Source organism: Ruegeria sp. BHSB196, from assembly GCF_059613135.1.
The window spans coordinates 1-26,536 of the sequence record NZ_JBXWRY010000052.1 but is presented as its reverse complement, the minus strand read 5'-3'; the positions used below and the strand labels follow the sequence as shown (position 1 = coordinate 26,536).

The following is a 26,536-nucleotide window of genomic DNA, read 5'->3' as shown; positions in this document are numbered from 1 at the left end:
GTGTGGACGTGGGTGTCGCCCCAGAAGACACGGGACGGAAAACTGCGTTGCGCGTTTGGCGAGTAGGCCTTGCCGGGATAGAGACCTTGCAGTGACTCCTCTGACGGTATGAACTGAGCCGACCCGGTGTTTGCAGACAGGCAGAGCGCCGATGCGGTTGCGATTAGAATTACCGACTTCATGCTGAGCCTCCCGCAAATTCAGCCAACTCTCAAACAGTATCATGGACATCGCTTGTTGCGAAGATCAAAGCAACCTGTGGGTCGGGCTGTCTGGCCGAGCGCGGCATCGATGTCAGCCATGAGGCCGTTCGGTTTTGGTGGCATCGTTTCCGACCGGTGTTTGCTGCCGAAATCAGAAAACGGCGCGTGACAGGGATCAAGTCCAGCCAATGGCGATGGCATCTCGACGAGTTGTTCGTCAAGATCAACGATGAACGGTACTATCTCTGGCGCGCGGTGGATCACGAAGGCGATGTCTTGGAGGGCTTTGTGGCAAAGACTCGCGACAACACCGCAGCGTTGAAATTCCTAAGGAAAGCAATGCGAAGGCAGGGTCGTCCCGAAGTCATTTCGACCGATCGGCTTGGATCCTACGGTGCGGCTTCGAACGATATTGGTGCCGGCCATCGCCAAGAAACCGGTCGTTTGTTGAACAACCGCGCTGAGAATTCTCAACTTCCTTTCCGGCGACAGGAGCTGGCGATGTTGAGGTTTCGGCGAATGGGAAACCCGCGGAAACTCGCCGCCTTCCTCGCGTTGGTCTACAACCTGTTCGACTTGGAATGCAGCCTGTACTCCAGGCCAAAACTCAAGCTGGGTCGCGCCGCCGCTTTCGCAGAGCGGCGCAGTCTCCGTACGGAAAAATGGACAGCGATCCTGTCCTTGGCGAGACAGGTGTGAATTCGTATGGCCGCTTCCTGTGTAGGTCAAAACGCTTCACATCATATGTGTGTGCATCCGTATCGCCAGATTTCCCAGAATCCAAACTGTGCCGCCTATGATTATCAGCAGCACGAAGGTTGAGAACAGTATCAGGTCCAGATCCTCACGGCTGCTGCGGCGGCGGTCGATATGCAGGAAGTAGACCAGCTGAACGATCAATTGCGCCAACCCCAACAGGCCGATTGCCAGATAGACGCCTTTGGTCTCGATGCCGAACCAATAGGCAATTGCGAACACGATCAGAGTCAGCAACAGCGAGCCGCCATAGCCGATCACATATCGGCGCCGCTCGCGCTTGTGCATTTCGGAGTGCTTATCCATAGGCCAGCCCTCCGAAATACACGATTGTGATGATGCCGATCCAGATCAGGTCCAGGAAGTGCCAGAACAGCGCCAGCCGAACCACGCGCGAAACCACCAGGTCGGTCATCCCCATCACCCGCAGCTGAATGCCTAGGACGATCAGCCACACACAGCCCGCGGCCACATGCAGCCCGTGCAGGGGCACCAGCCCGTAGAAGGCGGACAGGAAGCCGCTGCGCTGTGGAATGCCACCCTTTTCCGCCATCGACATGAAGTCGCGGATCTCGAGCACCAGAAAACTCAGCCCCAGGATCAGCGTGACTCCGAACCAGAGCACGATCCGCCCGCGCGGCAGGTTGTATTTCAGCGCCAGCATCGCCAGACCCACGGTCAGGCTGCTGGTCAGCAGGATCAGAGTCTGGGCGAAGATGCTGTACAGATCGAACAGCTCGTGCGGGCCGGGGCCTCCGGCCTGGGCGTCGATCATGGTGATGTAGATGGCGAACATCAGCCCGAAATAGACCAGATCGCTCATCAGAAAGACCCAGAAGCCGAAGGTCACCACCTCGGTCGCCTTGTGCGCGCTTGCCCTCCCGCGCCCCAGGTTCAGGCCGGGATAGCTGTGGGTTGGTGCAGGCTTCATGTCGCCGCCTCCAGATCGGGCCGGGCAAGCCCGGTATTTTCCGGCGCGCTTTCATGATCCCGGTTCACGGGGGTCGCGTTGCGGACCAGTTCCAGCCAGGCTTCGTGCCGTTTGCGTACCTCTTCGGCGGGCACCACCACCTCGGTATCGGTCTGGAAGGTCCACAGAATGAACGACAGGATCATCATCGCCGTCATCAGAGCCGCCAGCCACCAGATCCACCAGACCAGCGCGAACATCCACACGCCACTGAGCACACAGAGCACGAAACCGATGCTCGTATTGCGCGGCATCGTGATGTCCTCGTACTCGTCGGGGTGCGGATAGGCCGTGCCGCGCTCTTTCGCGGCGGCGAAATCGTCCCGGTCCGTGACATGCGGGATGATCGCGAAATTGTAGGGCGGCGGCGGTGCGGGGATCGACCATTCCAGCGTGCGGGCGTCCCAGGGGTCGCCGACCGGAACGCGGGTCTGTTCACGGTTGCGAATGCTGACCCACAGCTGAACGATGATCGACAGCAAAGCGGCCAGAATGACCAGTGCGCCGATGACGGCCGTGATCATGTAGGGGTGAAAGCTCGGGTCTTCCCAGCTGTAGGACCGGCGCGGCATCCCCATCAGCCCCACGAAATACAGCGGCAGGAAGGTCAGCATGAAACCCACCGTCCACAGCACGACTGAAATTCGCCCCCAGGTCTCGTCCAGGCGGAAGCCGAACGCCTTGGGGAACCAATAGTTGTAGCCCGCCAGCAAGCCGAACAGGACACCCGGCAGCAACACGTTGTGGAAATGCGCGACCAGGAACAGGGTGTTGTGCACCTGATAGTCCACGGTCGGGTTGGCCAGGATCACCCCGCTGAGGCCCCCGATCACGAACAGCATCAAAAAGGCCAGGCCATACAGCATCGGCACCGAGAAGCGGATGCGGCCGCGATAAAGGGTGGCCATCCAGTCATAGACTTTAACGCCGGTGGGAATGGCGATCAGCATCGTGGCGATGCCGAAGACCGCGTTGATCAGGGCGCTTTGACCCATGGTGAAGAAATGGTGCAGCCAAACGGTGAACGACAGCACCGCGATCGACATCGTGGCGATCACCAGCGAGTTGTAGCCATAGAGCCGCTTGGCCGAGAAGGTCGCGAAGACCTCGGAATAGATGCCATAGGCCGGCAGAACCAGAAGATAGACCTCGGGGTGGCCGAACAGCCAGAACAGGTTGGCATAGTTCATCATGTTGCCGCCCAAGTCATTGGTGAAGAAATGGAAATCCAGGTATCGGTCGGCCGCCAGCAACAGCGCCGCCACCCCCAAAGGCGGCATGGCAAACACGATCAGGATCGAGCTGCAGATGATCGTCCAGCAATACATCGGCAGCCGCATGAACTTCATTCCCGGCGCGCGCAGCTTGTAGATCGTGACGGCAAAGTTGATCCCGGTCAGCGTGGTGCCGATGCCCGACACCACGATCGCCCAGATCCAGTAATCCGGCCCCACGCCCGGATTGAAGGCCGCACCGGTATAGGGCGGATAGGCCGTCCAGCCGCCGGTCGAGAACTCGCCCACCACCAGCGACACCATCAGCATCATCCCCGCCGAAACCGTTAGGCCGAGGCTGATCTGGTTCATCACCGGAAAAGCCACGTCGCGTGCGCCGATCATCAGCGGGACGAGGAAATTCGCTAGTCCGAACACGAAGGGCACCGCCACGAAAAAGATCATGATCGTGCCATGGGTGCTGAACAGCTCGGCGAAATGCTCGGCCTCGAGAAAACCCTCGCCCGGTCCGGCCGCCTGTTGGGCGCGCATGACGACTCCTTCCAGTACGCCGCGCGCCAGCATGACGATGGCAAAGACGATATACATGATGCCGATCTTCTTGTGATCGGCGCTGGTCAGCCAGTCGCGCCACAGCGGCCCCCACAGGCGAAACCATGTCAAAAGGCCAAGAACGACAACGACACCGGCGATCATGATGGCGGCGGCGGCGTTGGCCACGATTTCGTTCGTGTTGGGATCCCGGATCAAGCCCGCGACCGGAAAGGCATCCCAGCTGAGACGGCCAAACAAAGCCGATTCGGTGGATGTCATTGGCTCGCCTCCTGCCCGAAATCGGCCGTTCCGGGTTGTTGGTTCGGCGGCAGGGGTTCGCCGCTGTGGTACCTTCGCAGAATTGTGTGTAACAGATCGCCGTCATCCAACCTGAAATACAATGCGTTGTCGGGCATCTGGGCCGTTCCCAGCGCCGCCTGTACCTCATCCCGGTCCGTCCGCTTGGCGAGTATCTGGTAAGTGCCCGGGTCCAAAAGGATGCCATTTGTGCGCACGCCCTCGACCCAAGCGTTAAAATCGCCCGGTTGCATGGCAATCGTCTGGAACTTCTGCTTGGTGAAGCCGCGCCCGTTATATTGCGTGTTTTCGCCCTGCATCGTTTCTGGCGCATCGGCCACCAGATGCAGCTGCGTTGTCATCCCCGGCATCGCGTAGATCTGCCCGGCCAGCGCCGGGATCATGAATGACTGCATGACGGTATCGGTTGTCAGCGTCAACGCCACCTTCTGCTTGATCGGAATGCCAAGCTCTCCGACGCTGGCGATGCCGAGATCGGGATAGATAAACAGCCATTTCCAATCCAGTCCCACAACCTGAACCCGAACCGCGGGTTCTTCACCGAATGGCGCAGCGTAGGGGTCCAGCCGGTGCGTGGCTTTCCAAAGATATACCGACAGCAATGCCACGATCACGACCGGTACGCCCCACATGAGGAACTCCAGCTTTGCCGAGAAATCCCAATCGGGCCGGTAGGCGCCTCCACCGCTTCTGCGGCGATACCGCAGTGCGATAATCGGAACGAGGACCAGAACCGGGATCACGGCGATCAGGATCAAAGCCGTGGCGCGTATGAGATGCGTCTTTTGAACGGCGGCTATAGGCCCTTGCGGGTCCAAGAAACTGTTGCTGGCTGCGGCCGTTTCAGCGGACACCAGTAGCGCAGCAAAGACCGCCAGTACCGGCAATGCGATAGGTGTGATCCGGGACATGGCTACGACTACTGATCCTTTCTAGGCCGGAGTTACCCACAACTGTCGGCAGAGTTCGAGAATTACTCAAGGGGCAGAATAGAGTAAGCCGACGGTTGTGTCGCAAATTTTGGACCCAGCCTACCTAATCACGTGCGACCGGCCCCCGCTGGTCCCTCGTTCAAAACGGGAGTTTGCGGTTATGATTTGATCGTCGTCGGTTTCGGGTGGGCAATCGCGCGGGGCGCGGAGCCCTCAAATGATCGCCCGACGGGGATCTCGGTGCCGTCCTTCGTGCGGATGATGCGTTTGCGGTCCTCCTGCTGGATTTCATTGATGGCGGCGGCGGAGACCCGAAGGCAGCGATCCTCCATCCGCATTTACTGGATCGTGCCAGACTGCCCCTCCGGACGGCGGGACAGGTGCCCGATGGTCGGGCGCGCGTCAGTGGTCTCCTTCGGCGATTGAACGATGGATTCCGAAGCTTGCCATCAGCGTTCCCCGCGGTTGTAGGGCACCATGAGCGCCGCAGGAACCTCGGCGCGGCGCGACATCAGGATCAGTGCCAGGATCGACAGGACATAGGGAATCATCAAGAAGATCTGGTAGGGCACGAGCACTCCCAATGCGGTTTGTTGCAGGCGGATTTGCAAGGCGTCGAAGGCAGCAAAGAGAAGCGCACCCAAAAGCGCCTTGCCTGGCCGCCAAGCGCCGAAGACAACCAAAGCGATACATATCCAGCCGCGACCGTTGACCATCTCAAAGAAGAAGCTGTCGAAGGCCGACATGGTGAGAAAAGCACCTCCAACGGCCATCAACCCCGACCCCGTGATGACAGCACCCATTCTGAGCGCAGTGACGGACAGCCCCTGAGCCTCTACTGCAGACGGGTTCTCTCCGGCTGCCCGCAGGGCCAGTCCCAGCGGCGTCCTGTAAAGCACGAAAGCAGTCACTCCGACGACCAGAAAGGCCAGATAGGTCAACGGGGTTTGGTTGAACAACGCCTGCCCCAGGACGGGTATCTTGGACAGGATTGGTATTTCAAATGGTTGAAAGGGTGTGATCCGCGGGGGGCTCGAAACTTCGGGCAAGGCCAGGCGATAGGCGTAGTAGGCGGCTGACGTTGCCAAGAGCGTTATGCCAAGGCCCACGACGTGCTGCGACAGCCCGAAAGGCACAGTGAGCGTCGCATGCAAAAGCCCGAAGAGCATACCTGCCGCCATCGCGACAACCACGCCGGTCCAAAGCCCGGTACCGGCATAGACCGCCATCCATCCTGCAAAGGCGCCAGCCACCATGATCCCTTCGATCCCGAGGTTCAGCACCCCCGCGCGTTCGCAGATCAACTCGCCAATGGTCGCGAAGATCAGCGGCGAAGCGATACGCACGGCTGCAGCCCAAAAGCTGGCGGACAGAAGGATTTCCAGGATCTCCATCAGCCCCTCACGATCCTGAACCGTGTCAGCAAGATAGCGAGGACCATGAACAGAAGTGCAGTCGCCAGCAGGAGGTCCGCGACGTAAGTGGGCACACTGGCCGCGCGGCTCATACCGTCGGCGCCGACAAACACGCCCGCGACGAAGATCGCGGAAACGACAACTCCCAGTGGGTGAAGCAGCGCGAGCATGGCGACGATTATGCCGGTGTAGCCAAAGCCAGGGCTCAAATCGAGCGTGAGCGATCCCTTGAGCCCAGCGACTTCCGAGAAACCGGCCAGAGCCGCAAGCCCGCCAGATAGAAACGCGGTCTTGAGGAGGACGCGATTCACCGGAATACCTGCAAACCGGGCTGCTCTTGGATTCTGACCCACAGCCCGGATTTCGTACCCGAGCGTAGTACGGGTCTCGATCACCCAGACGACAACGGCAGAGATCAGAGCAAGTGCAAAGCCCCAGTGCAGGCGAAGCCCCTCGACAATCCGCGGAAGGCGTGCTTCTGCGTCCAGCCTGGGCGATTTCGGCCAACCCATGCCCATGGGATCCTTTAGCGGCCCTTCCAGGAGAAGCGAGATGAAAAGAAGCACGATGAAGTTCAGGAGGAGTGTCGTGACCACCTCATCAACGCCGAACCGGGTCTTCAGGATGACCGGGCCCAGCAGCATCAGTGCCCCTCCGAGCATGGCGGCAAAGCCGACCAGTATCAGTGGTTGCGGCCCAGGTAGACCCAAGGCCGAAGTCCCAAAGATGACGGTGACAAGTGCGCCTATGTAAAGCTGTGCCTCCGCCCCGATGTTCCAAAGCTTTGCGCGAAAGGCGACGGCCACGGCCAGGCCTGTGAAGATCAGGGGCGTTGCCCGATTCAAGGTTTCGAGCGCGGCGAACTTTGAACCGACGGCCCCCTTCAATATCAGTCCCAACGTGGCGAAAGGATTGGCGCCTGCAAGGAGAACGAGGAACGACACAACGACAACCGAAAGCCCCAGCGCCGCGGCAGGAAACCCCAGAGATCGCGCGAGGGACGGGTTGGCGATCGGTTCAAGCCGCACGTTCAAACCCTTCCCCGGCCATCCATCGCCCAAGCTCGGCGGGTGTTATCGTTCCACGGGGGAATTCAGGCGAAAGCTGACCCTCGTACATTACCCGGACCACGTCCGCTAGCCCCACGATTTCATCGAGGTCTTCAGAGATCAGCAGGATCGCTGCACCCGCATCTCTGGCCGCTATCAGACGCTCCTGAACGTAGGTCACGGCCCCAATATCCAACCCGCGTACAGGCTGGTTGGCGAGGATGATCCTCGGATCGGATTCCAGAGCGCGGCCAAGGATGAGTTTTTGCATGTTGCCGCCTGACAGCAGACGAATCCGCGTCTCCGGACCGGGGCAACGCACGTCGTATCGCGCGATCAGCTTCTTCGCGTAGGTTTGAGCCGCGGCCCAACGCATCCAACCAGCTCGGCTTATCTCGGGATCCCTGTAACTCTCCAGGATCGCGTTTTCGGTCAATGAGAAATCGGCAATACTGCCGACGCTGTGGCGGTCCTCGGGAATCCGCCCGATCCGAGCCGCAAGGGACGCGCGCGGAGTCCAGTTTGCGGCCTTCTCTTGACCAAGCCACATTTCGCCGCTCTCCGGCGTGGCCTCGCCCGACAGCAGATCTGCCAGGGCACCTTGTCCGTTGCCGGAAACTCCGGCAAGGCCCATGATCTGGCCTGCGCGCAAGTCCAGATCGACGTTTCGGAGTCCAGTTCTGTGACCGGGAGGGTGCGCAGACACACCGCGCAGGCTGAGAAGGGTGGCACCAGGCCTTGCGTGGGATGGCACGGGTTGGGTTATCTCCGCACCGACCATAAGCTCAGCGAGAGCATGAGGTGTCGTTTCATCCGTACGCGTTTCGCCCACGAGCTTGCCATGTCGCAGCACGAGCACCCGGTCCGAGATCGCCATAACCTCGTGCAACTTGTGGGAAATGAAGATGACGGAAAGGCCTTGATCAACTGCGCGGCGCAAAGTTTCGAACAGCGCATCGGCTTCCTGTGGTGTGAGCACCGCTGTCGGTTCGTCCAGGATCAAGATGCGGGCGTCGCGGTAAAGTGCCTTCAGGATTTCCACGCGTTGCCGCTCGCCCACCGACAACTGGCCTGTCTTGGCCGAAGGGTCGACGGCCAGGCCAAACTCTTCGGCGAGCGCCATCACGCGCGCCTGCGCTGCCTGGCGGCCCCGACCCAGCGACCAAAAGGGAGCAGTGCCCAGAAGGATGTTTTCCAGAACGGTGAGGTTGTTGGCGAGGGTGAAATGCTGGTGGACCATGCCGACACCCGCCTTCAACGCCGCCCCGGTTGCACCCGCAGGCAGAACTTGCCCAAACACCTCTACTGTCCCTTCGTCCGCAGTGTAATGGCCGAAGAGGATGTTCATGAGAGTTGTCTTGCCGGCGCCGTTCTCGCCAAGTAGCGCGATGACCTCGCCCCGGTGAAGCGTCACGTCTACAGCGTCATTTGCCGTCAAACCGCCAAATCGTTTGGTGATACCGGTGAGGCGCAGGACAACTTCCTGCGCCTTGTTCGTGTTGGTCATCAGGATGACACAGGCTCTGAATCGTCCACTTCGACAACATAGGTGCCGGCCCGAATTGCGGCCTCGCGTTCCGCCACAAGCGCCATCGCTTCGGCTGGAACCTTGCCTTCGAAAGTGCCGAGAGGCGCCAGAGAGCAGCCGCCCTCTTTCATGTAGGAATAGAGCCCGTAATTGGCCGCAGTGAAGCTGCCGTCGGCCACCGCCGCAAGAGCTGCTTGCAACGTCGGCTCGAAATGCCAGAGCGCCGAGGCGACCACGGTATCCGGATAGTCCGCCTGAGTGTCGATGACATTGCCGATTGCCAGAACGCCGCGTTCCTGGGCCGCATCCGAAACGCCAAAACGCTCGGCATACATCACGTCGGCGCCGTTTTCGATCATTGCAAAAGCCGTCTCCTTGGCCTTGGGCGGATCGAACCATGAGCCGATGAACGACACCTGGAAGGTCGCGTCGGGTTTCATTTCGCGCACGCCTGCCATGAACGCGTGCATCAGCCTATTGACCTCCGGAATCGGGAAGCCGCCAACCATTCCGATATTGCCTGCCTCGCTCATGGCACCAGCAATGATACCAGTCAGATAGGCCGCATCCTGGATATAGTTGTCGAAAACGGCGAGATTGGGATAGGCCGGATCCTCAAGAAAGGATGACCCCAACAGGAACGCGGTATCCGGGTAGTCCAGAACCACCTCACGTGCTTCGGCCTCAACGCCGAAAATCTCACCCACTATCAGCTTTGCGCCGCCCTCGGCATACTCGCGCATGACACGGGTATAGTCCGTATTGGCTGTGTTTTCGGTAAATTCATAGGTAATCTGGCCAGCGGCTTGCGCCGCCTCTGCTGCAATGTGGATGCGACTGACCCATTGCTGTTCGACCGGAACGGTGTATATGCCTGCAACACTCAAAGGCTCTTGCGCAACGACGCGTCTGGCAAGTGTTGCGAGGCTAGCGGCGGCGCCAGCACCCAGAAGCAGGCTCCGACGACCGATCCCAGAGTGAAGCAATTCGGCGCGTTTCATGGCGTATTCCCCCTATCGAACTTGTTCTCAGACGAGACTACCAAGAACGCCAGCCAGCGCAACGCAATCGTGTTCGAACATCGGGCAATTCACCGTGGATTGAGCGCCAGAAGCGAGAGTTTTTGAGGTGCCCCTAGATTTGTAGACGCTTTGCCCCCTAACTTTGAACCCAGGAGGCCGACATAGGGACAAGCACCTGAAGCGATGAGTTCAAGCGGGATGCGGTGCATTCATCCGGCTGTGGCAGAGGCGGATATGGGAGACCTTGACCCTAGGGGTCACGCCGTCAATCAAAAATCAGAGCGATATCGTGGCTCCAGTCGAACTGATCGGCCTCACCCGGATCGAAGTTCAGCGGCACATAGGCAGATACCGAAGCTTCCTGCGTCGCCTTCGACCATCGCCATGTTCGGACCAGAGGAACGTTTCGAAGGACACGCATGCCGACCGCCATGCTGCCTTGGCGCGGGGAAGTATCCCGACCCCAACCTGTCAAGGGTTCGATGATCGGTTTGCGTGGCGCTCTTCAAGGGGTTTTCTTCGGGAGAACGAATTGGTGCGCAGTTTTGCCGGAAGACGGTGCCAATCAGGACGATCGGTTGCGTTTCTTCCGACGAAGCCTTCGTAGCCGTGTTGCCCCGAAAATCTCCAACGTGGTACTGAACAAAAGAATGAACCATCCCAGAGAGGAACGGAACGGATGGAAACGGAGGGAAAAACCGCGGTTGTTACTGGAGCTGGAAGCGGTATTGGTCGAGGACTTGCGCGGACTCTCTCCAAGGCAGGAATGAATCTCGTTCTGGTTGGGCGTCACAAACAGGAATTGGATGAAACCGCGTCCGGTCTGGCCGGGAATTCCATCAGTGTCGCAGCGGATGTTTCAAAACTGGAAGATGTTCAACGGGTGGCAGACGAGACGATACACACGTTCGGTGCTGTTCATTTGCTTTGCAACAATGCTGGCGTTGGTCCATTTGCGTCTGTTCAGGAGACCACGATTGAGGAATGGGACTGGATTCTGTCCGTCAATCTGTGGGGCGTTATTCACGGAATTCACGTCTTCTTGCCATTGTTCGAAGCACAAGATGAAGGCCATGTGTTCGCCACGGCATCGGAGTCCGGGCTCTATGGAGTTCCGTTTCTGGCGGCATACAACACATCAAAATTTGCAGTCGTTGGTTTGATGCAGTCTCTTGCGCGAGACCTTCGGGCTTCGGGTTCGAATATCACTACGTCGGTTCTTTGCCCGGGCGCGACGCATACGCATATCGTGGACGCAGAACGCCCGGCTGCCGCGAAGAGGAAGACACCGCTCTCGGAAAAAACCAACGCCTTCGGTGAAGTGGTTGCAAAGGCAGTAGAAGTCGGAATGGACCCGGATGCGGTGGCTGAATGTGTTCTCGAAGGAATAAGACGAAAGCAATTCTGGCATTTCTCGCACGACCACGTTCCAGAAACCGCCCTGAAACAAGCCCAGGCCATGTTGGATAGTCGGATGCTTGTCGAACTGTGACACAGTTCGCTCAAACGGCAAAAGACCAGTTCATAGAGGCCCTAAAACGACATCTGGCAGTCAACCCGTCAGCGTCGCCTTCCATCGTTGCGTTTCTACCGCTTCCACTGTCAGTTCGATGCACAGCTGGCGGACAGCCTCAAAGGCAAAGGTCGCAGGGCGATCGCTCAATTCTCCGACATAGAGCGTACGGTTGAGCGTTGGTTTCACAATCGGGCGGGTCACCAATGTGCCCGCGTCGATGTGTTCCTTCAGAAGAAACTCTGTACCGACCAGACAACCGATTCCGGACAAAAGGGATCCGCCAATTGCGGCGATTGAATTCATCTGGAACTGTGCGTTCTCTTCGATCCGTCTGAGAAGGGACGGGTCATCCATCACGGCCCGCGTGTTCAGGCCCTGACGCAGAATGATCAGCGGCAGGTCCAGCAACGCCTCAAAGCTGATTGCACCGCGCCCACCAACAACGTCCGGCCGGCCCACCAGCACCACTTCCTCTTCGAGGATCGGCTGAAACCTGAAGCGTGAATCCGGAAGCTGATTGTAAGTCAGGGTCAAATCAACCTCCGACGACGCAAGCTGTTGGGCGGTGGACCCTGAAAAAATCTCCGAGAAATGCAGCCGGAGTTTCGGATAGGCTTGCGAGACACGCTGCATCAGCGGTACGCCGATTGCCTTGACCGCCGAATGTGCAAAGCCCACCGAGATTTCGCCCGCCACTTCATTCTGCGTATCTCTGATATCAGCGCTGGCGGCTTGCATGGAACGCAGGATCATCCGGGCGTGCTCATACAGCCGAGCACCAGATGCCGTCGGTCGGACGCCCCTTGGCAGACGTTCGAACAATGGCGTACCCAGCTCGGCCTCCAGATTGGAAAGATGCCTGCTCAGGGCAGACACCGCGACCCTCTCCCGGTCAGCGGCGCGGGCAAGCGCGCCTTCCTCGAAGATCGCCGCAAAGTAACGAAGCTGCCGACTGTCCATGCTTTCTCGATTTCAGAAAGAAGCTTTGTTTACATTCTAATTTCGCAGGGCGCGTACGTCAAGTATCGTTCCTTGAAGCCAGATGAGATGGAGCACGAACCGTGCAAACCGATTTCAAACCTCTGCGTGGCATCCGGGTCGTTGAAATGACCCATATGATCATGGGCCCGAGCTGCGGTCAGATCCTTGCCTATCTTGGGGCTGAGGTGATCAAGGTCGAGCCGCCGACTGGTGACAAGACACGGCATCTGACAGGCATGGGGCGCGGTTTCTTTCCAAGTTTCAACCGAGGCAAGAAATCTGTCACGCTCGATCTCAAGACGCAGGCAGGGATGTCGGCATTGGACAGGCTTCTTGGGACCGCGGATGTCTTCCTGGAAAATTTTCGCGACCAGTCGCTTGCCAAGTTGGGCTTTGCGCCATCGGTTCTGCGACGAAGGCATCCGAAGCTGATCGTTGCTTCCTGCAAAGGGTTCCTGAAAGGCCCTTACCAGGATCGCACGGCAATGGACGAGGTCGTTCAGATGATGACTGGCATGGCCTACATGACCGGCCCGTCCGGCCGTCCGTTGCGTATCGGTTCCTCGGCCAATGACATCATGGCCGGCCTCTTTGGGGCCTTGGCCGTTCTTGGAGCCTTGCTGGAGCGCCAGCAAACCGGACAAGGCCGTGCCGTGCGGGTCGGCCTGTTCGAGAACTGCCTGATGCTGGTCATGCAGCATATGGTGCAATTCGACCTGGACGGGCGCGAGCCATCGCCGATGCCCGAGCGCGATTTTTCCTGGCCGGTCTACGACATCTTCGACACGAGCGATCAGCGTCAAATCTTTGTCGGTGCCGTGACCGAAGGGCAATTGGAGACTTTGTGCAATGTCCTCGGGTTGGCGCACCTGCTTGACGATCCCGGACTGCAGACCAAGATGGACCAGATCGAGGCGAGACACTGGACGCTTCCGATTTTCGCTGAAGCAATCGGAAAGCATGATTTTGCGGCATTGGTCGAGATGTTCGATGCGTCAGGCATACCTTTCTCGCCGATCAACCGTCCGGCTGACATGTATCAGGATCCCCACGTCTTGCGACCTGGCGGCTTGCATCACTCGCATCTGCCCGACGGTCAGGTATTCCGGGCTCCGGGCTTGCCGATCGAGGTCGATGGCGGCAGTCCCCGCCCGAACTCCCTCGACGTTGCAGATGTGGGTGCGGACACGGACGCCGTGCTCGCGGAACTCGGATTGTCACCCGCGGAGGCACGGGCCGCTAGCGGCGCAGCGCAAAGGAATACAGTGTGAACCACCTGTCCGAAACATACCCCTCCGATAGGATCGTGTTGCGGGAGGTCGGCTTGCGCGACGGGCTTCAAATGGTCAAACGCCACCCATCCACTGCGGCCAAGGCGGAATGGCTGCGCCGGGAAAGCGCCGCGGGCGTGCGGCACTTTGAGATTGGCTCGTTCCTTCCTGCCAAGACAATGCCGCAATTCGCAGACGTACTGGAGGTCATCGACATGTGCCAAGACCTCAACTTGCATTCTGCGGCGCTTGCGCTGAATGACCGTGGGGCGGTTGATGCTGTTCAAACACCGGTTCGTGAAATCGTCACCGTGGTCTCCGCAACCGAAGAGCATAGTCAAGCAAATGCGCGCCGTTCCCGGGCAGAGGCAATCGCTCTGGTTGGCAGAACCGTGCAACTGGCAAAGGCGGCAGAAAGTGCGCCTCTAGTCCAGACCGGCATCTCCATGGCGTTTGGGTGCTCGATTGCCGGTGAGGTTGACCCCGATGAGGTGGTTCGCATCGCGGCAGACTGCGTTGAAGCAGGTGCAGACATGATTGGGCTCGCCGACACCGTTGGATTTGCTGGTCCCGATCAAGTTGAAGGTCTGGTTTCTGGCGTTCGGAACGCGCTTGGCGACGTCATCTTGAGCATCCACCTGCACGACACGCGGGGCATGGGCATCGCAAACGCCTCGGCCGCTTTGGACGCCGGCATCCGGGTGATCGATGGCTCCTTGGCTGGTCTCGGTGGGTGCCCCTTTGCTCCTGGCGCAACTGGAAATGTGGTTTTTGAAGACCTCGTGTATCTTTGCGAACGCAAGGGTTTTGCGACCGGCATCGATCTGGAAAAGCTGTTGTCTGTTCGAGAGATCATCGCGTCCGAAATGCCAGACGAACAGCTCTTCGGTTCGTTGCCACGTGCTGGAGCACCGCGCCAGATCACCTGGCGGGCTGAAGACTTAACTGCATGACAAAGTGGAGGAGACCATGAAAACCCTGAAAACAGCAGCAGTCGCACTGTTGACCGCAACGCCCTTTGGCGGCGCAGCCTTTGCCGAAGCCACCGAAATGCGCTGCAGTCACCAACTGCCTCCAGCGCACCATATCGCAAAGGTGATCGACCAGTGGGCCGCCGAAATCGAAACCTTGTCGAACGGAGAAATCGACGTTCAGGTCTTTGGCGCAAACAGCCTTGTCGGTGCGCGCGAGAATATCGCGTCCGTTGCCAAGGGAAATATCGAATGTGCATTCTCGATCAACCCGCAATGGGGACGCACGTTGCCGATCATGAACGTCACGCTGAAACCCTATGCCGTCACCGATCTGGAAACGCTCGCGGCATGGCCGGACAGCGAAGCGGCGGCGTTTTTGGAAGAGAAGCTTTTGGAAAAAGGCGTGCAGAACGTGGTCTGGCTCTTCACGACCCGGATGACGGCGATGACCTCAAAGGGATCGCCTTTGATCAATCCCGAAGACTTCGAGGGCGTGAAGATTCGCGGCCTCAACCCAGTTGCGGATGCCGGCCTTGTCGCGATGGGTGCAGCCCCCTCGGCCATGTCCGGATCCAAGGTGTATGAAGCGCTTTCGACCGGGGTCATCGATGCGGGTATGACCGATATTGCAGCGGCTTATTCGCGCAAATATTTCGAAGTGCAGGATCACGTCACCGTCGTGCCGCTCTTCAGCGTGTTCTTCCACGGCTACCTGAACCCTGACTGGTACGACGGCCTGACCGACGCGCAGAAGGCCGCAATTTCCGAGGCCGGTGCCAAGGCCGCCGAATGGGCCGTGGCCGCGTCCGAGGAGGCTTCGGCCTCCGCCCCACAGCAGTTGGAAGAGAACGGCATGAAGGTGCATTTCCAGACACCGGAAGAAGAAGCGGCCTGGAAAGAGCTCATGGTGCCGGCGTTCGACAAGTCGTTTGGCGACGCAACCGGCGAAGACGGCGTCAAGCTGCTGGAGCTGGTCAACCAGATATCCAACTGACGTGAAGCTGGATATCGAAACCGACGCCCCTGAGGTCTTGCCGGTCTCAGGGGTGGAGCGCGCGGTGCGCGTTGTCACGCTCACCGGGGCAGGGGTGGCTGCGTTGCTGGTGCTCATCGTCTTCGGGGTGGTGAGCTACAGCGTCTTCATGCGCTACGTGCTCGGAACGCCAATTACGTTTTCTGACGAGTTGAACGGTTTCATTGTCGTCGCGATGGTGGCTTTGGGCGCAGGTGAGGTGCTGTTGCGGGGCGAGCATTTTGGAGTTGACCTGCTGACTGAGCGCGCCGGGTCTCGCACGCAGTGGCTGGTCGAGCTCTGGGGCATGATCGGCGTAATCCTTGTGGCTACCGCCATACTCTACAGCGCCGTGCTGATGGTGCGGTTCTCCTACGATTTCGATGTCTATTCAGATGGGTACCTGAGTGTTCAAATGTGGATCCCGCAAGGCTTCCTGTTGATCGGCATGATCATCCTGATCCTTGCTGCACTAGCCCGTATCATCACGCTGCTGACGGTGCGCCGACCATGATGACGTTTCTGATTCTGGCCGGTCTGATCGTCCTGCTTCTGACCGGAATGCCGATTTTCGCCGGTCTCGGGTTGACCTCGCTGATCATCATGATGCTGACCGAAGGCAATGTGAACAGCTCTGCCGACACGGTTTTTGCCAAGCTCAACAACGGCCTTTTGACAGCCATTCCTATGTTTGCCTTCATGGCGCATGTGATGATCCGCGCGGGCGTCGTGAAGGATCTTTACGATGCGGCCAATGCGATGGTTGGCCATTTGCGCGGAGGACTTGGGGTCGCCACGATCCTGTCCTGCACCATTTTCGCTGCCATTTCAGGCTCTTCCGTCGCGACCGCCTTGACCATCGGCTCGACCGCCATCCCACAGATGAAGCGCTACAACTATCGGCCCAGCTATTCCTATGGGGTCATTGCCGCGGGCGGTACGCTGGGCATTCTGATCCCGCCCTCCGGGCCGCTTATTCTCTATGCCATCGTGACCGAGGCCTCGATCGGAGCGCTTTTTCTGGCCGGGTTGATCCCCGGCATCATGATGGCGACCATTTTTGCCGGCTGGGCGATGATTAGCGCAGGGTTGGGAAGTACCGTTGTGGCCCAGCCTTTTGCCGGCATGAACGTCATATGGGAGCGGATGACGCAATCGATCTGGGCACTATTGATGCCGCCGGTCGTCTTGGGCGGGATTTACCTGGGTATCTTCACCGCAACCGAAGCGGCCGCCATCGGCTGTCTCTATGCGCTGGCCATCAGTGTACTGGTGTACCGCAATTTCGGTTTGCAAGACCTGTGGGTTACTGCGTTCGAGACCGTGCGGACCACCGCGATGCTGTTCATGATACTCGCGGCGGCGGCGCTCTTCGGGCATGCGGTCACCATCATTCGTCTCCCGATCGAGATCGTCGAACAGGTGACGGCGATCGGTCTCAGCCCCGCCATGTTTGTCGTTGCCGTCATGTGTCTCATTCTTGTTCTGGGCATGTTCCTTGAAACAATCTCGATCATTCTGATCACGACGCCAATTGTCTTTCCGGTCATGCTGGCGCTTGCCATTGACCCGATCTGGTATGGCATCTTGTTGATGATCAACCTCGAGCTGGCGCTGATCACGCCCCCTGTTGGAATGAACCTCTTCGTCATCAAGGGCATCGCCAAGGCCCCGATGTCCGACGTCATTCGCGGCGCCTTGCCATATGCGGCTTTGATGCTACTTGGCTTGATCATCGTCTTTTCACTCCCGGCACTGTCTACGTGGCTTCCCAGGGCCGCAGGGTTCGGAGGCTAAGGGCCGTTTAAGGAGCCAGTCGTAGCGCCATGCCGCGACCACGCTGGCCCGGTGCCGCTGCATTCAATGACGACTACGCAGCCCCGGGCCAGCTCAGCAACAAGGGTGTCTATTTTGGACGCCGATAGGGGGTCAGCACTGGATGCCGATTGACGCTGATCGGCTGAGTTGCCTGCGACTCTTCAACGGGTCGGTTCCGGCATCAACTGCCTGACGTGAATTGGACCTGTCACGCTTTGGGGTGATACAATCAAGCATCAACATCTGGCCGAGTTGGATTACCCGCAGCTGCGCCTCGATCCAACGAACAGCGGGAAGTTAAGGCAATGGTCATAGATCTTGACTCACCTGAGCGAAGCATCGTCACGATTCTTTCTGTCGATACCGTCAACTCGACCAGTCATGTTGCCGCTCTTGATCCAGATGAAGCTGAGGTTCTCTTGGACTCCGTCTTTCAGTTTTTCCGGGTGGCAATCGAGGATGAAGGTGGACACTTCGTTGACTATGCAGGCGATGGCGGTTTGGCCGTTTTTGGCTGGCCCTCGTCGATGGAAGACCATGCTGACCGAGCCTGCGCTGCGGCATGGCGGATACAAAACCGTGAACTGACGGTTGATCGGCCAAAAGCGGCGAATGGTGAGGATTTTGAGTTCCGCGTTGGGATTCACTCGGGCCTGGTCGGCCTCAAGCAGCTGAATCTGGACTTTGGACGACGGATCGACACATTTGGTGGCCCCGTCCACCTGGCCGCGGCACTCGAAAAAGCCGCAAAGCCTGGTGAAATCCTCATAAGTTCACATTCTGCCGAATTGTGCAGAAATGGAAGGTTCGTCAAGCATTCCAGAGGCATTCCTGGCCTCAAGAAAATCGGTGCAAGCGTCCTGCGGATGCAGGATTGCGCTACAGTGCCCAAAACCGGGGAACCAACTGACGCGCACGGAATTGAATTCGTAGGTAGAACCGAAGAATGCCGCAGGATCCTGGCTGCGATGCCGCGGACTTCTGGAAAGACAAACGCTGTGTCGATCGTCGGAGAGCCAGGGATCGGAAAAAGCCGCCTCTTGGCTCAGGCGATACAAGACATACAGGTCAACAACAAGAACCTGCAAGTCTTCGGTTTTCGCGGCAGCGCGCGGTTCAGTTCAACGCCTTTCGCAGCTGCACGGGGTATTCTGACATCCGCTTTGGGTTCTGCGGCCTCGGACATTGAATTGATTGCAGATCGCATTCAAACGGCGAGCGAAGAACCGGAATCCCAAGCCGCGATTCACGCGCTTCTCACTTCGGAATTGGCGTCAAAGGGGCCGGAGTTGCGATTCACCCAGATCGGTCGCCTCTTTGCTAAGATTTTCACAGAGTTGTCCGACCCAAAGCCAACCGTGGTGTTTGTCGATGACTTGCACTTCATTGATGATGAGAGCGTGCATTGTCTGGGAAACCTGCCGCGCGTGAGTCCACCGTTTCCACTGCTTGTCATCGCTACCGCACGACCGGAAGCTTCCTACAAAGCGGAGCAGGTTTCAAAAGCACTGATCAACCTGGCTCCAATGAGTGAATCAGAAGGCATTGAGCTGGCACGGCAGATCGTGGGCGACGCGACTGAAGCATGTGACAAGATCGTAGCCGCGGCACAAAGGGCCGAAGGTGTCCCATTGGTCATAGAGCAGATCGCCCAGCTCGTACGGACCAATCCCATGCAGGAAATTGATACGATGCCAAGGACGGTTCAGTCTCTGGTTCACTCACGGCTGAATCTTCTTTCCGCCGCTGCAAAATCCTGCGCTCAGTCGCTAAGCGTCCTGGGAGAGAGTGTGGAGAGGGAAGTGGCCATCGCTGTTCTCGGTACGGATGAGAAAGAACTCAGAGAACAAATCGCCGAGCTGGAGGCCTTGGCGATCATGAAACCGATTGGTGAGACCGAAATAGGTTTCAAGCACAGCATTGTTGCCGATGCTTGCCGATCCACTGTTCCGGTCAAACGAAGCAAGGAAATTCACATGTCTGCGGTGAACACGCTGCAGTTTCTCTATCCGGATGCCACTGAACACCTGGAAAGACTTGCCTTTCATGCCGTGGGTGCCGGCGATGACGTCCTCGCGTTGGATTACTATTGGTCTGCTGCATTGCACGCGCGCCATCACGGGGCGGATGCGTCCCTCCGAGTCGTGCTCGAAAACGCGTTGACCTGCATGTCCCGCTTGGGTCAATCAGCAGATCACAGGTTCATCGATTTCGTCTTGATGTCTACTGCGGCGATGATTCAGCTGGGTGAGTTCGAGATGATAAAGTCGGCCCTTGGCAAAGCTCAGCAGCTCGCCCACGCATACGGACGTCAGTCAAGCCTATGCGCCACCCTGTGCCATCTGGGCATGCTCGACTGGTTCGAGGGCCGCTATCGGGAGGGTCTTCGTTCGACGGAAGTTGCCTTGGAGAAGGCAAAAAAGCTTGACTCTTTACCTTTGCGCTATGCGGCACAGCTGATGCACGCATTTCACCTTCATGGGATGGGTCGGATCAAGGAGGCGCTGACGTATCAAGAGGAATTGTGCGAAATTCTTTCTGGCGATCTTGAAGCCAAACGACTCGGCGCACCTGGTCTGCCCGGACCGGTTGCCCGCGCTTTTTTGAGTTGGTTCATCATGGAAACTGGGGATTATGAAGAAAGTCTGCGGGTGGCGAAAGGCGCATATGAGACCGCGACACGGGCCGGAGATACCTATTCGCAGATCATTTGCCATCATGCGTTGGGTCGGAACTATCTGCTCTTGGGCCAAAACCAAAATGCAGTAGAAACACTTGAAAAGGGACTGGCGCTGGTTGAAGGCGATGGGTACGACGCGATAAAGCCGCATCTGACCGGCTTTCTGGCAATGGCTCTCACCCGTGCCGGGCAACCGGACGCTGCGTTGGAAAAGACCCAAAGCCTTGTGGATGCATCCATCCTGCGACGTACGGGAAAGCAGGAAACCTTCCAACTGTTTATCGGTCACGGCGAGGCACTCTTTGGAAGCGGTGCCAAGAACGAGGCTTTCGCCTGGATTGACCGCGCAATCGCAATCGCGGAAGAAATCGACAATCCTTGTTTGTTGGTTCAAGGACTGAAACTGCGCGCGCGTCTGCACAGCGCATCGGACAAAAACAACCGACAGGCATGCGAGGATTTGGAACGGTTGAAAGTGATTGGATCCGCTTTCCCTCTGTTGGAGCCATCTCCCTGAATAGAATGCCAAAGAGACGTCTCGCCAAACACTCAGGTCATTGAATTCGGTTGAATTTGTCCACCATGTCTTGATCCGGGCGTCATCAAAGCAACGGCGGCGTAACCGACGAAAACCGCGCGGACAAACCAACGGTTGCGCCGAGCGGACGTTTTGGATCTCCTTCGGGCCCCGCGACTTTGCGCAATCCGACCAAACGACCGGCAGCCAGGACGAATTCCGCGAGTAGGGGGAGCGCAAGTCTGTGGGTGCCCCAGCATTCGTGTTCGCCGCCTCTGACGCCAAACAAGTGATAGGTCTCGATGTCCCGGACCGGGCCGGGAAAATAGGGGAACAATGAGAATTCGCGTGGTTCCGGCCGCTTGCCGGCAATTTCGTCGATGTTTACGGCGTTGATCAAGGACGCGATCCATTGTCCGCTCTGGAATTTCAAGCGTTTGAATTTGAAGTCTCTTTCGCATCGACGCAACATTACCGGAAAATTCGGATTCAGCCTCTCGGTTTCGTAAATGAACCTGTAAACGCCGGCGAACCCCCCATATTTTTTGTGGTATTTGTCACTAGGGTCCAGCCTGGGCTCCTTGACAAGAATGGGCAGCAACGCAGCTGGATCGATCCCCTTGTCCAGTACGAAGGTCATGACCGATGCGAATGTCAGAGGTATGACTGACATTGGCGTTCCGGTGAGCTCAACAAGCAAGGTTCGGGCGTCAGCTCTGTAATCCTCTTCGGTGTAGTTCTTCTTGGCCCAAAGCTTGACGAAATGTTCCTGTTGGCAGACAAACGCCTCGAGTAAGTTGGTGGGCCGGTGCGGTCGCGACAGTTCAAGGCGGCGCCACAGCGCATCCAAGTGCTCGATCAACTGGTTTCCTGCACGGATGCTGAGCATCAAGACATCGGCCTGAACGCGCAGATTGGCCAACAATCCGCCGAGGATCAGGATCGACCAGATCTGCATTGATACCAACCCGGGATCGCGCACTTCTCCCGTTTGGATCGCTTCAAACCACTCCTTGGGGATACTGCCGGCATACGCGCGCGCGAAAGGCAGAGACAACGACAGGTCGGTCAACGATGACGGTCCGGTGATGCCGTAAACTTCGCGCAGCACATTGTACACAGTTTGGGTCGCGAGGTCGTCGATGAGATCCACACGCTTGTTCGGACCCACTCTGGCCAGGGTCTGCTCCAGCGTGTCACGCGCTGTTCTTCTAATGGTGGCCTCGATGTCGATTTCGTCACCAAGGGATGTCCAGGTCTTGTACAGGATCTGTTGCAGCCGGCTTCTCAGTTCCGCGGTCGGTGAACCGGGATCGGTGGCGATCAACAACGGATCTCCGCGCATTATTTTCGTGGAAGGATAACGGTAGTGTTCGGTCGAAAAGACGATCTTCCCCTTGTCGGTTTCTCCACGCATGACTTCGGAGACGTCCGCGTGCTTGGCGAGGAAAACGACGGGGTCTGCGAAGCTGTCGGACCCAGGGGGAGGCGGTTTGACCACCACCGAGCGGGCGGCACCAGACAGAATGCGAGCGGCGTAGCCTGCGAGGCGTTTCCTGTCGAAGAGATCAGGGGTGGAACTTTCGGCCATGGTGCGGCCGTTGAAAGGTATCTCGTCGGGCGGAAAGGTTTCGCCCGTGGCGATTCCATGCAACGCCCGAATACCCGGGGCGAAGAAGTAGTCGCCTCCGCGCGTTGTCACAAAGCGCGGAAGGCCGGTAATCGGTGCCGCTCCATCCTGACGAAAGAAACGGTCGCGTGTTCGGCCATTGTTGGCGCCGGTGATCGGGCACCGTTCCAATCCGGCCTGGCCGAGGAAGTCGCCGCCATTGATCCAGTTTGACTGTACGAGTTCGAATTGCAGATCGATGCGTGAGTTGGCCGCAATGAACAACAAACCACGGGTGTTGCCGTCTCCGATCGAACCCTCCGGCAGCAACGCTCCGCCAAAGCTCATCGAACGACGCATGATCCTGTGACGCCGAACACTGTTCGTTCCACCTATGTCGCGCGGGTTCGACCGCCTTACATGCGCACCAAGAGGGCATTTCGCACCCGTGGGGTCGTCCTGGGCATAGCGAAAGTCGTTGATGGTCTCGGCATGTTTTGGGTCGAAAGGCCGCTCGCCGTCCGGCGAAATCACCAATGCCGTACCGTTTTGCCAGCGTCCCATCATCTGGGCGGCAAGCCGCGTCTGGTCCTCGGGTTCTGGATAGATCGACGCTAGAAATCGGCGGAATCCGACGACATCCTGCTCCAGCTTTCGGAAAACAAGAAAGGTGCCAAGGTCGCGCAGGTACTCAGACGCAGGCTGCAGCAGCAGAGCACCATCTTCGTCCGGCAGGCCAAGAAAGAGCTCTCCCTTGGCAACGGGTTTCCAGGTTCCGTTTTTGCCTGGCGTGCCGCCTCCCTTCGGTGGATGTCCCAACGACATGTCCTTGAAGGGTTGGCTGATACCGTCTCGAAAACCGAAATGCTCACGCCGATAATTTGGGAACTTTCGGGTACGGTCGTTTTCGACCTCATAGGTGTCCTGACCGATTTCGATGTGCAGGATTTCCATACCGAAACACTCGAGAACCGTGTTAAGTACCAACCGAATGCTGCGCCCATAACCTGGGAGGCGGTTGTTGAAGGCGTTCACCTGATCTCGCAGCGATTGCCACAGCCGTTCTTCGACCGAATCCACAAAGAAGCCGCCTGTGAAGAAACCGTGAACCGAGCGTAACCCCAGGACGTTTTCCCAATGCTCGGGGCTGTTTGATCCGGTGTCGCCAAGCTTGTCTGCGCGTGCGGCCATGCCTTCACGGAAAGCATCGGGGAAAGTCCGCAGTGTTGCCGGATCGAGCCCGAGCGCCTGCAGCCCGGAAACAGTGAATGCCATGTTTGTTGCGGCTGGGTCGCAAGCGAGAGGCGGATCGGGAGTTGGGCCCGCTTCGGCACGCAAGGACGTGCTCGCAGCTTGCCGCATCAGCTCATAGTGGATCATTCGATGCAGCCCACCGGACAGAGTCCGCTCTGCCGCCAAACAGATGTTCACGTCGTCGCCGTCGCGGGCGATGGCCGCGAGCAAGTCGGCGGCTCGTCTCGGTTCGAAGTCCCGAAGAAACTCTTCAGCGGCGTGCTTGAGGAGATAAACAAGTTCCAGCGGTCTTTCCCGCCGCATGTCCTCGAAGCTGGGGATATCGGCAAGCAACCGGTCCAGTTCATTTCCGTACTTTCGGGGATAGTGATAATGATCCTGCCGTGAATGCTTGGCGGAACCCCTCGCGCCATTGTCTTGGATCATGCTCTCGGGGTCTTGGAAGGGCGTCAAACTCGTCGAAAATGTTGGAGAGACTGCATAATCGGCGTTGCTGATCACGCCCAGCCATTGCTTGAACGGCAGCAACCTTTTCGCTTCTTCGCCCTTGTCGGTGCCTGACCGTTCCATCTCCACATCTGACCGGCTGAGTATTCCCGGATTCTCCATCATGTCCAAGACCGACCGCGCCCAAGCGCGACCGGTATCATGGTCAGATCTGTCGGCCGCTTCGCTTGTCCGTGCAAAGCGGGCGGCTCTTTCGGCTTGCGGTATGACCCGAAAAAAGCAGAAGAGCGACCAGTCCCTTGGAAGACCATGGGCATACCGTTCGACTTTTGCGAGATTGGCCTGGACCCCCTTGGCAACGTTTCTTTCCTGTCGGTCATGGTTGCCTGGACCTGTGGACTTGGTTTTCATGAGATCAACTTCCAGTTCGTGTCGCCAAGGATCCTGGCGATCGTCGAAAACCCCACGCGCTTCGGATCCCGGCCCTACGACGACAAATCCCACTCGCTTACCGAATGGGTTTGTAGATTCCTCCCGGTGTGGGAAAATCGCCTGGGATTTGCTGCGTCATGCGAAGGAATTCGTCAAATAAATCGTCTATCGGTTCCACTGTCCGGCCGTTCGGAGATCGGACTTTGGCAACGAACTCGTCGAACATTTGCTTGAACATCGCGAGGTGTTTGATCCGTACGACCCCAAGGTCGGGATATGCCGGCACGAACAGGTCTACCGGCACCTGATAACGCCGGATCCAAGCCCAGAACTCCTCGAAATCCTCGGTTGTCGGATATCCTTCGCAATTCTCGAATACGGTGTCGAAATCCTCGTCAAGAATCTCAGCGATGTCACGGAAATAGGCTTTCAGGTCGCCATCGAACTCGACAAGGGTCAACAGCCAGGTAGGCAAACTGACCTTGGATGCCTTTTTCTTTTCACTGTAGTCATCGAACGGTTCGGGAACACCATCGCTGTCAAACTTGATGGCGGGAACCTTTGCGTGTGTCAGATACTGCTCGGGCCGCAAGACAAGGATACGGCCGAAATGTATCGACGGGATCTTGTTCAGTTCGGTCGGTATTCGCGCCTGTGTCCGCTTGTTTATGCTTGCGATGGCAAAACGAACGCGCTCTTCGAATGTTTGCCGTTCAGACGGCACTCTGCCACGTTTGATCGGTGCAAGCACGGCGATTTCCGTTACTCCACCAACCGCCAAAGACCTTGCCCATTCTGGAAGCCTGAAAGCCATTTATTCATGCTACCATAATTCGGCAGGCTGGTAATCAACAGATTTCTTGGCGTTTGCCGAGGCAGGCCGGTATGCTCCGACTGGCGGCAGCCGACTACCAAGCAGCGGTGCCGCGAGGGATCAAGTCGTGGCGGGCAGGGCGGTCCGGTATTTTCGCACCATGGCGGAACGGACCTCGTCCGGCGGCTGAAATGCCGGCGAAGCTCTTTTAGCTTTTGCTGTGACCCTTCGAGGGTCGGCTTGAGCCAGTGCGGCAAGCATCGACCAATCGGGGAAAGGTTCCGCGGTTGCTGCGGGCCGAACCGCGTCACACACATGAAGGCGCCGCCACCACCGGGCACGGATACCAAGCCGAAAACTGCCTTGCGCGCCCTCTCTCGCGGGTTCACAAATAGGGCGGTGTGCAGGCCGAAATCACGATCGCGACGCGATCCGAAATGTTGCGGAAACGGTGCGGTTCCAGCGAGTTGAAAAGATATGCATCGCCGGCTTTCAGGACGCGGACCTTGTCGCCAACCGTTACTTCCAGTTCTCCTGAAATGACGATACCGCCCTCGCTCGCGGGGTGGGACAGCATCTCAGGTCCGGTATCTGCGCCGGGTTCATAGGTTTCGTGGAGGATCTGCAGGCCGAGGTCACGGGCATTCCCGACCTGCTTAAGCGCCAGGCGTCCTATGGTGCCGGAACGGTCCGAATAGATCCTGGATGTCAGATCTTTCAACTGGTCCGGGGTGAAGAAAACCTCGCCCGCTTGATTCGCCTCAGGCTCAAAAAACTCGGACATTGTTATCCCAAGACCGCCAATAATTTTGCGCAAAGTTGCGACGGACGGGCTGCTCTTGTTTGTTTCGACCATTGAGATCTGGCCATGAGGAACCTCGGCTGCCGCGGCCAGCTGCCTCTGCGAAAGCCCCTGACTTAGGCGTATTTCTCTTAGTCTTGCCCCAACGTCGAACTCATCCATCAGTCATCCTTCCTGATACCTGCCGTCATGAATCTAGGCTGTATCGCCTCAAAATAAAAGTTTTGAAAAGCTCAAAATAATGAGCTATTCAGGCTCAGAAAACAACGCAACTCTGGGGGAGGCGCCAATGTCTCGCACTGAAGAACTCAAACTACGCCGGGCCTCTGCCGTGGCGACCGGCGTGGCGACGCGCGGCATTTATGCGGCGCGGGCCGAGAATGCTGAATTGTGGGATGTCGATGGCAGGCGGTTCATCGACTTTGCCGCCGGGATCGCGGTGAACAA

The 26,536-nt window shown here is 58.1% G+C and carries 22 protein-coding genes and 2 pseudogenes; 9 read left to right on the top strand and 15 right to left on the bottom strand.

The genetic code is table 11. The features are described 5' to 3' along the window. A partial coding sequence (locus AC2FNJ_RS18160) for a hypothetical protein (RefSeq protein WP_496766236.1) occupies positions 1–182 on the bottom strand: 182 nt, incomplete at its 3' end. A gap of 90 nt (positions 183–272) precedes the next feature. Here AC2FNJ_RS18160 and AC2FNJ_RS18155 point away from each other — a divergent pair. Continuing rightward, positions 273–902, top strand: a pseudogene (locus tag AC2FNJ_RS18155) (IS6 family transposase); the annotation flags it as partial. Positions 903–938: 36 nt separating this feature from the next. Here the strand turns inward: AC2FNJ_RS18155 and AC2FNJ_RS18150 are convergent. The 10 genes from AC2FNJ_RS18150 to AC2FNJ_RS18105 form a co-directional block, all read right to left on the bottom strand. Next, positions 939–1,265: a cytochrome o ubiquinol oxidase subunit IV gene (locus AC2FNJ_RS18150; RefSeq protein WP_496766234.1), complete on the bottom strand. Its 327-nt coding sequence runs from the start codon at positions 1,263–1,265 to the stop codon at positions 939–941. Further along, positions 1,258–1,890, bottom strand: coding sequence for a cytochrome c oxidase subunit 3 (locus AC2FNJ_RS18145; protein ID WP_496766232.1), 633 nt, complete (start codon positions 1,888–1,890; stop codon positions 1,258–1,260). The genes AC2FNJ_RS18150 and AC2FNJ_RS18145 overlap by 8 nt, the downstream gene beginning before the upstream one ends. Beyond that, positions 1,887–3,977, bottom strand: coding sequence for a cbb3-type cytochrome c oxidase subunit I (locus AC2FNJ_RS18140; RefSeq protein ID WP_496766230.1), 2,091 nt, complete (start codon positions 3,975–3,977; stop codon positions 1,887–1,889). The genes AC2FNJ_RS18145 and AC2FNJ_RS18140 overlap by 4 nt, the downstream gene beginning before the upstream one ends. Next, positions 3,974–4,927 carry a cytochrome ubiquinol oxidase subunit II gene (locus tag AC2FNJ_RS18135; RefSeq protein ID WP_496766228.1) on the bottom strand — a complete coding sequence of 318 codons (954 nt, stop codon included), beginning with the start codon at positions 4,925–4,927 and terminating at the stop codon, positions 3,974–3,976. Before AC2FNJ_RS18135 ends, AC2FNJ_RS18140 begins: the two co-directional genes overlap by 4 nt. Before the next feature lie 179 nt (positions 4,928–5,106). Further along, positions 5,107–5,286, bottom strand: coding sequence for a hypothetical protein (locus tag AC2FNJ_RS18130; protein WP_496766226.1), 180 nt, complete (start codon positions 5,284–5,286; stop codon positions 5,107–5,109). A gap of 111 nt (positions 5,287–5,397) precedes the next feature. Then, positions 5,398–6,342, bottom strand: a complete 945-nt coding sequence (locus AC2FNJ_RS18125) for an ABC transporter permease (protein WP_496766224.1) — start codon at positions 6,340–6,342, stop codon at positions 5,398–5,400. Next, positions 6,342–7,391 carry an ABC transporter permease gene (locus AC2FNJ_RS18120; protein WP_496766222.1) on the bottom strand — a complete coding sequence of 350 codons (1,050 nt, stop codon included), beginning with the start codon at positions 7,389–7,391 and terminating at the stop codon, positions 6,342–6,344. The genes AC2FNJ_RS18125 and AC2FNJ_RS18120 overlap by 1 nt, the downstream gene beginning before the upstream one ends. Continuing rightward, on the bottom strand, positions 7,381–8,919 hold the full coding sequence (locus tag AC2FNJ_RS18115) for an ABC transporter ATP-binding protein (RefSeq protein WP_496766220.1): 1,539 nt from the start codon (positions 8,917–8,919) through the stop codon (positions 7,381–7,383). Before AC2FNJ_RS18115 ends, AC2FNJ_RS18120 begins: the two co-directional genes overlap by 11 nt. Then, positions 8,919–9,941, bottom strand: a complete 1,023-nt coding sequence (locus tag AC2FNJ_RS18110) for a BMP family protein (protein ID WP_496766218.1) — start codon at positions 9,939–9,941, stop codon at positions 8,919–8,921. The genes AC2FNJ_RS18115 and AC2FNJ_RS18110 overlap by 1 nt, the downstream gene beginning before the upstream one ends. A 286-nt stretch (positions 9,942–10,227) precedes the next feature. Next, positions 10,228–10,383, bottom strand: coding sequence for a hypothetical protein (locus AC2FNJ_RS18105; RefSeq protein ID WP_496766238.1), 156 nt, complete (start codon positions 10,381–10,383; stop codon positions 10,228–10,230). A gap of 258 nt (positions 10,384–10,641) precedes the next feature. Between AC2FNJ_RS18105 and AC2FNJ_RS18100 the strand changes: the two genes are divergently transcribed. Further along, positions 10,642–11,454: an SDR family oxidoreductase gene (locus AC2FNJ_RS18100; RefSeq protein WP_496766216.1), complete on the top strand. Its 813-nt coding sequence runs from the start codon at positions 10,642–10,644 to the stop codon at positions 11,452–11,454. Between the two features lie 60 nt (positions 11,455–11,514). On the opposite strand, the gene AC2FNJ_RS18095 is transcribed toward AC2FNJ_RS18100, so the two are convergent. Then, on the bottom strand, positions 11,515–12,438 hold the full coding sequence (locus tag AC2FNJ_RS18095) for a LysR family transcriptional regulator (protein WP_496766214.1): 924 nt from the start codon (positions 12,436–12,438) through the stop codon (positions 11,515–11,517). A 101-nt stretch (positions 12,439–12,539) separates the two neighbouring features. Here AC2FNJ_RS18095 and AC2FNJ_RS18090 point away from each other — a divergent pair, with 101 nt between their 5' ends. The 6 genes from AC2FNJ_RS18090 (at position 12,540) to AC2FNJ_RS18065 (ending at position 20,731) form a co-directional block, all read left to right on the top strand. Beyond that, positions 12,540–13,730 carry a CaiB/BaiF CoA transferase family protein gene (locus AC2FNJ_RS18090; protein ID WP_496766212.1) on the top strand — a complete coding sequence of 397 codons (1,191 nt, stop codon included), beginning with the start codon at positions 12,540–12,542 and terminating at the stop codon, positions 13,728–13,730. Beyond that, a complete protein-coding gene (locus AC2FNJ_RS18085) occupies positions 13,727–14,683 on the top strand; it encodes a hydroxymethylglutaryl-CoA lyase (RefSeq protein WP_496766211.1) in 957 nt (318 codons plus the stop codon). The genes AC2FNJ_RS18090 and AC2FNJ_RS18085 overlap by 4 nt, the downstream gene beginning before the upstream one ends. 16 nt (positions 14,684–14,699) lie before the next feature. Continuing rightward, a complete protein-coding gene (gene dctP, locus AC2FNJ_RS18080; protein WP_496766209.1) occupies positions 14,700–15,698 on the top strand; it encodes a TRAP transporter substrate-binding protein DctP in 999 nt (332 codons plus the stop codon). Position 15,699: 1 nt separating this feature from the next. Continuing rightward, positions 15,700–16,230 (top strand): TRAP transporter small permease, encoded by a 531-nt coding sequence (locus tag AC2FNJ_RS18075; protein WP_496766208.1) that lies wholly within the window; start codon positions 15,700–15,702, stop codon positions 16,228–16,230. After that, positions 16,227–17,513, top strand: coding sequence for a TRAP transporter large permease (locus AC2FNJ_RS18070; RefSeq protein WP_496766206.1), 1,287 nt, complete (start codon positions 16,227–16,229; stop codon positions 17,511–17,513). The genes AC2FNJ_RS18075 and AC2FNJ_RS18070 overlap by 4 nt, the downstream gene beginning before the upstream one ends. Positions 17,514–17,839: 326 nt before the next feature. Further along, the gene (locus tag AC2FNJ_RS18065) at positions 17,840–20,731 is read left to right on the top strand and encodes an AAA family ATPase (protein WP_496766204.1); all 2,892 of its coding nucleotides are present in this window, start codon (positions 17,840–17,842) and stop codon (positions 20,729–20,731) included. 85 nt (positions 20,732–20,816) lie between these two features. Here the strand turns inward: AC2FNJ_RS18065 and AC2FNJ_RS18060 are convergent, their stop codons facing one another. The 3 genes from AC2FNJ_RS18060 to AC2FNJ_RS18050 all read right to left on the bottom strand — a co-directional run bounded on the left by AC2FNJ_RS18060 (position 20,817) and on the right by AC2FNJ_RS18050 (position 26,251). After that, a complete protein-coding gene (locus tag AC2FNJ_RS18060) occupies positions 20,817–24,452 on the bottom strand; it encodes a Dyp-type peroxidase (protein WP_496766202.1) in 3,636 nt (1,211 codons plus the stop codon). A 97-nt stretch (positions 24,453–24,549) separates the two neighbouring features. Next, positions 24,550–25,287, bottom strand: a complete 738-nt coding sequence (locus tag AC2FNJ_RS18055; protein ID WP_496766201.1) for a hypothetical protein — start codon at positions 25,285–25,287, stop codon at positions 24,550–24,552. Between the two features lie 385 nt (positions 25,288–25,672). Then, the gene (locus AC2FNJ_RS18050) at positions 25,673–26,251 is read right to left on the bottom strand and encodes a cupin domain-containing protein (RefSeq protein WP_496766199.1); all 579 of its coding nucleotides are present in this window, start codon (positions 26,249–26,251) and stop codon (positions 25,673–25,675) included. A gap of 127 nt (positions 26,252–26,378) precedes the next feature. Here AC2FNJ_RS18050 and AC2FNJ_RS18045 point away from each other — a divergent pair. Then, a pseudogene (locus AC2FNJ_RS18045) lies at positions 26,379–26,536 on the top strand (4-aminobutyrate--2-oxoglutarate transaminase); the annotation flags it as partial.

Coding starts and splice junctions, on each gene's coding strand:
- AC2FNJ_RS18130 (WP_496766226.1), bottom strand. CDS start 5,286: ATGCGGATGGAGGATCGCTGCCTTCGGGTCTCCGCCGCCGCCATCAAT.
- AC2FNJ_RS18055 (WP_496766201.1), bottom strand. CDS start 25,287: ATGGCTTTCAGGCTTCCAGAATGGGCAAGGTCTTTGGCGGTTGGTGGA.
- AC2FNJ_RS18125 (WP_496766224.1), bottom strand. CDS start 6,342: ATGGAGATCCTGGAAATCCTTCTGTCCGCCAGCTTTTGGGCTGCAGCC.
- AC2FNJ_RS18115 (WP_496766220.1), bottom strand. CDS start 8,919: ATGACCAACACGAACAAGGCGCAGGAAGTTGTCCTGCGCCTCACCGGT.
- AC2FNJ_RS18100 (WP_496766216.1), top strand. CDS start 10,642: ATGGAAACGGAGGGAAAAACCGCGGTTGTTACTGGAGCTGGAAGCGGT.
- AC2FNJ_RS18150 (WP_496766234.1), bottom strand. CDS start 1,265: ATGGATAAGCACTCCGAAATGCACAAGCGCGAGCGGCGCCGATATGTG.
- AC2FNJ_RS18050 (WP_496766199.1), bottom strand. CDS start 26,251: ATGGATGAGTTCGACGTTGGGGCAAGACTAAGAGAAATACGCCTAAGT.
- AC2FNJ_RS18145 (WP_496766232.1), bottom strand. CDS start 1,890: ATGAAGCCTGCACCAACCCACAGCTATCCCGGCCTGAACCTGGGGCGC.
- AC2FNJ_RS18140 (WP_496766230.1), bottom strand. CDS start 3,977: ATGACATCCACCGAATCGGCTTTGTTTGGCCGTCTCAGCTGGGATGCC.
- AC2FNJ_RS18105 (WP_496766238.1), bottom strand. CDS start 10,383: ATGCGTGTCCTTCGAAACGTTCCTCTGGTCCGAACATGGCGATGGTCG.
- AC2FNJ_RS18060 (WP_496766202.1), bottom strand. CDS start 24,452: ATGAAAACCAAGTCCACAGGTCCAGGCAACCATGACCGACAGGAAAGA.
- dctP (WP_496766209.1), top strand. CDS start 14,700: ATGAAAACCCTGAAAACAGCAGCAGTCGCACTGTTGACCGCAACGCCC.
- AC2FNJ_RS18095 (WP_496766214.1), bottom strand. CDS start 12,438: ATGGACAGTCGGCAGCTTCGTTACTTTGCGGCGATCTTCGAGGAAGGC.
- AC2FNJ_RS18135 (WP_496766228.1), bottom strand. CDS start 4,927: ATGTCCCGGATCACACCTATCGCATTGCCGGTACTGGCGGTCTTTGCT.
- AC2FNJ_RS18065 (WP_496766204.1), top strand. CDS start 17,840: ATGGTCATAGATCTTGACTCACCTGAGCGAAGCATCGTCACGATTCTT.
- AC2FNJ_RS18110 (WP_496766218.1), bottom strand. CDS start 9,941: ATGAAACGCGCCGAATTGCTTCACTCTGGGATCGGTCGTCGGAGCCTG.
- AC2FNJ_RS18070 (WP_496766206.1), top strand. CDS start 16,227: ATGATGACGTTTCTGATTCTGGCCGGTCTGATCGTCCTGCTTCTGACC.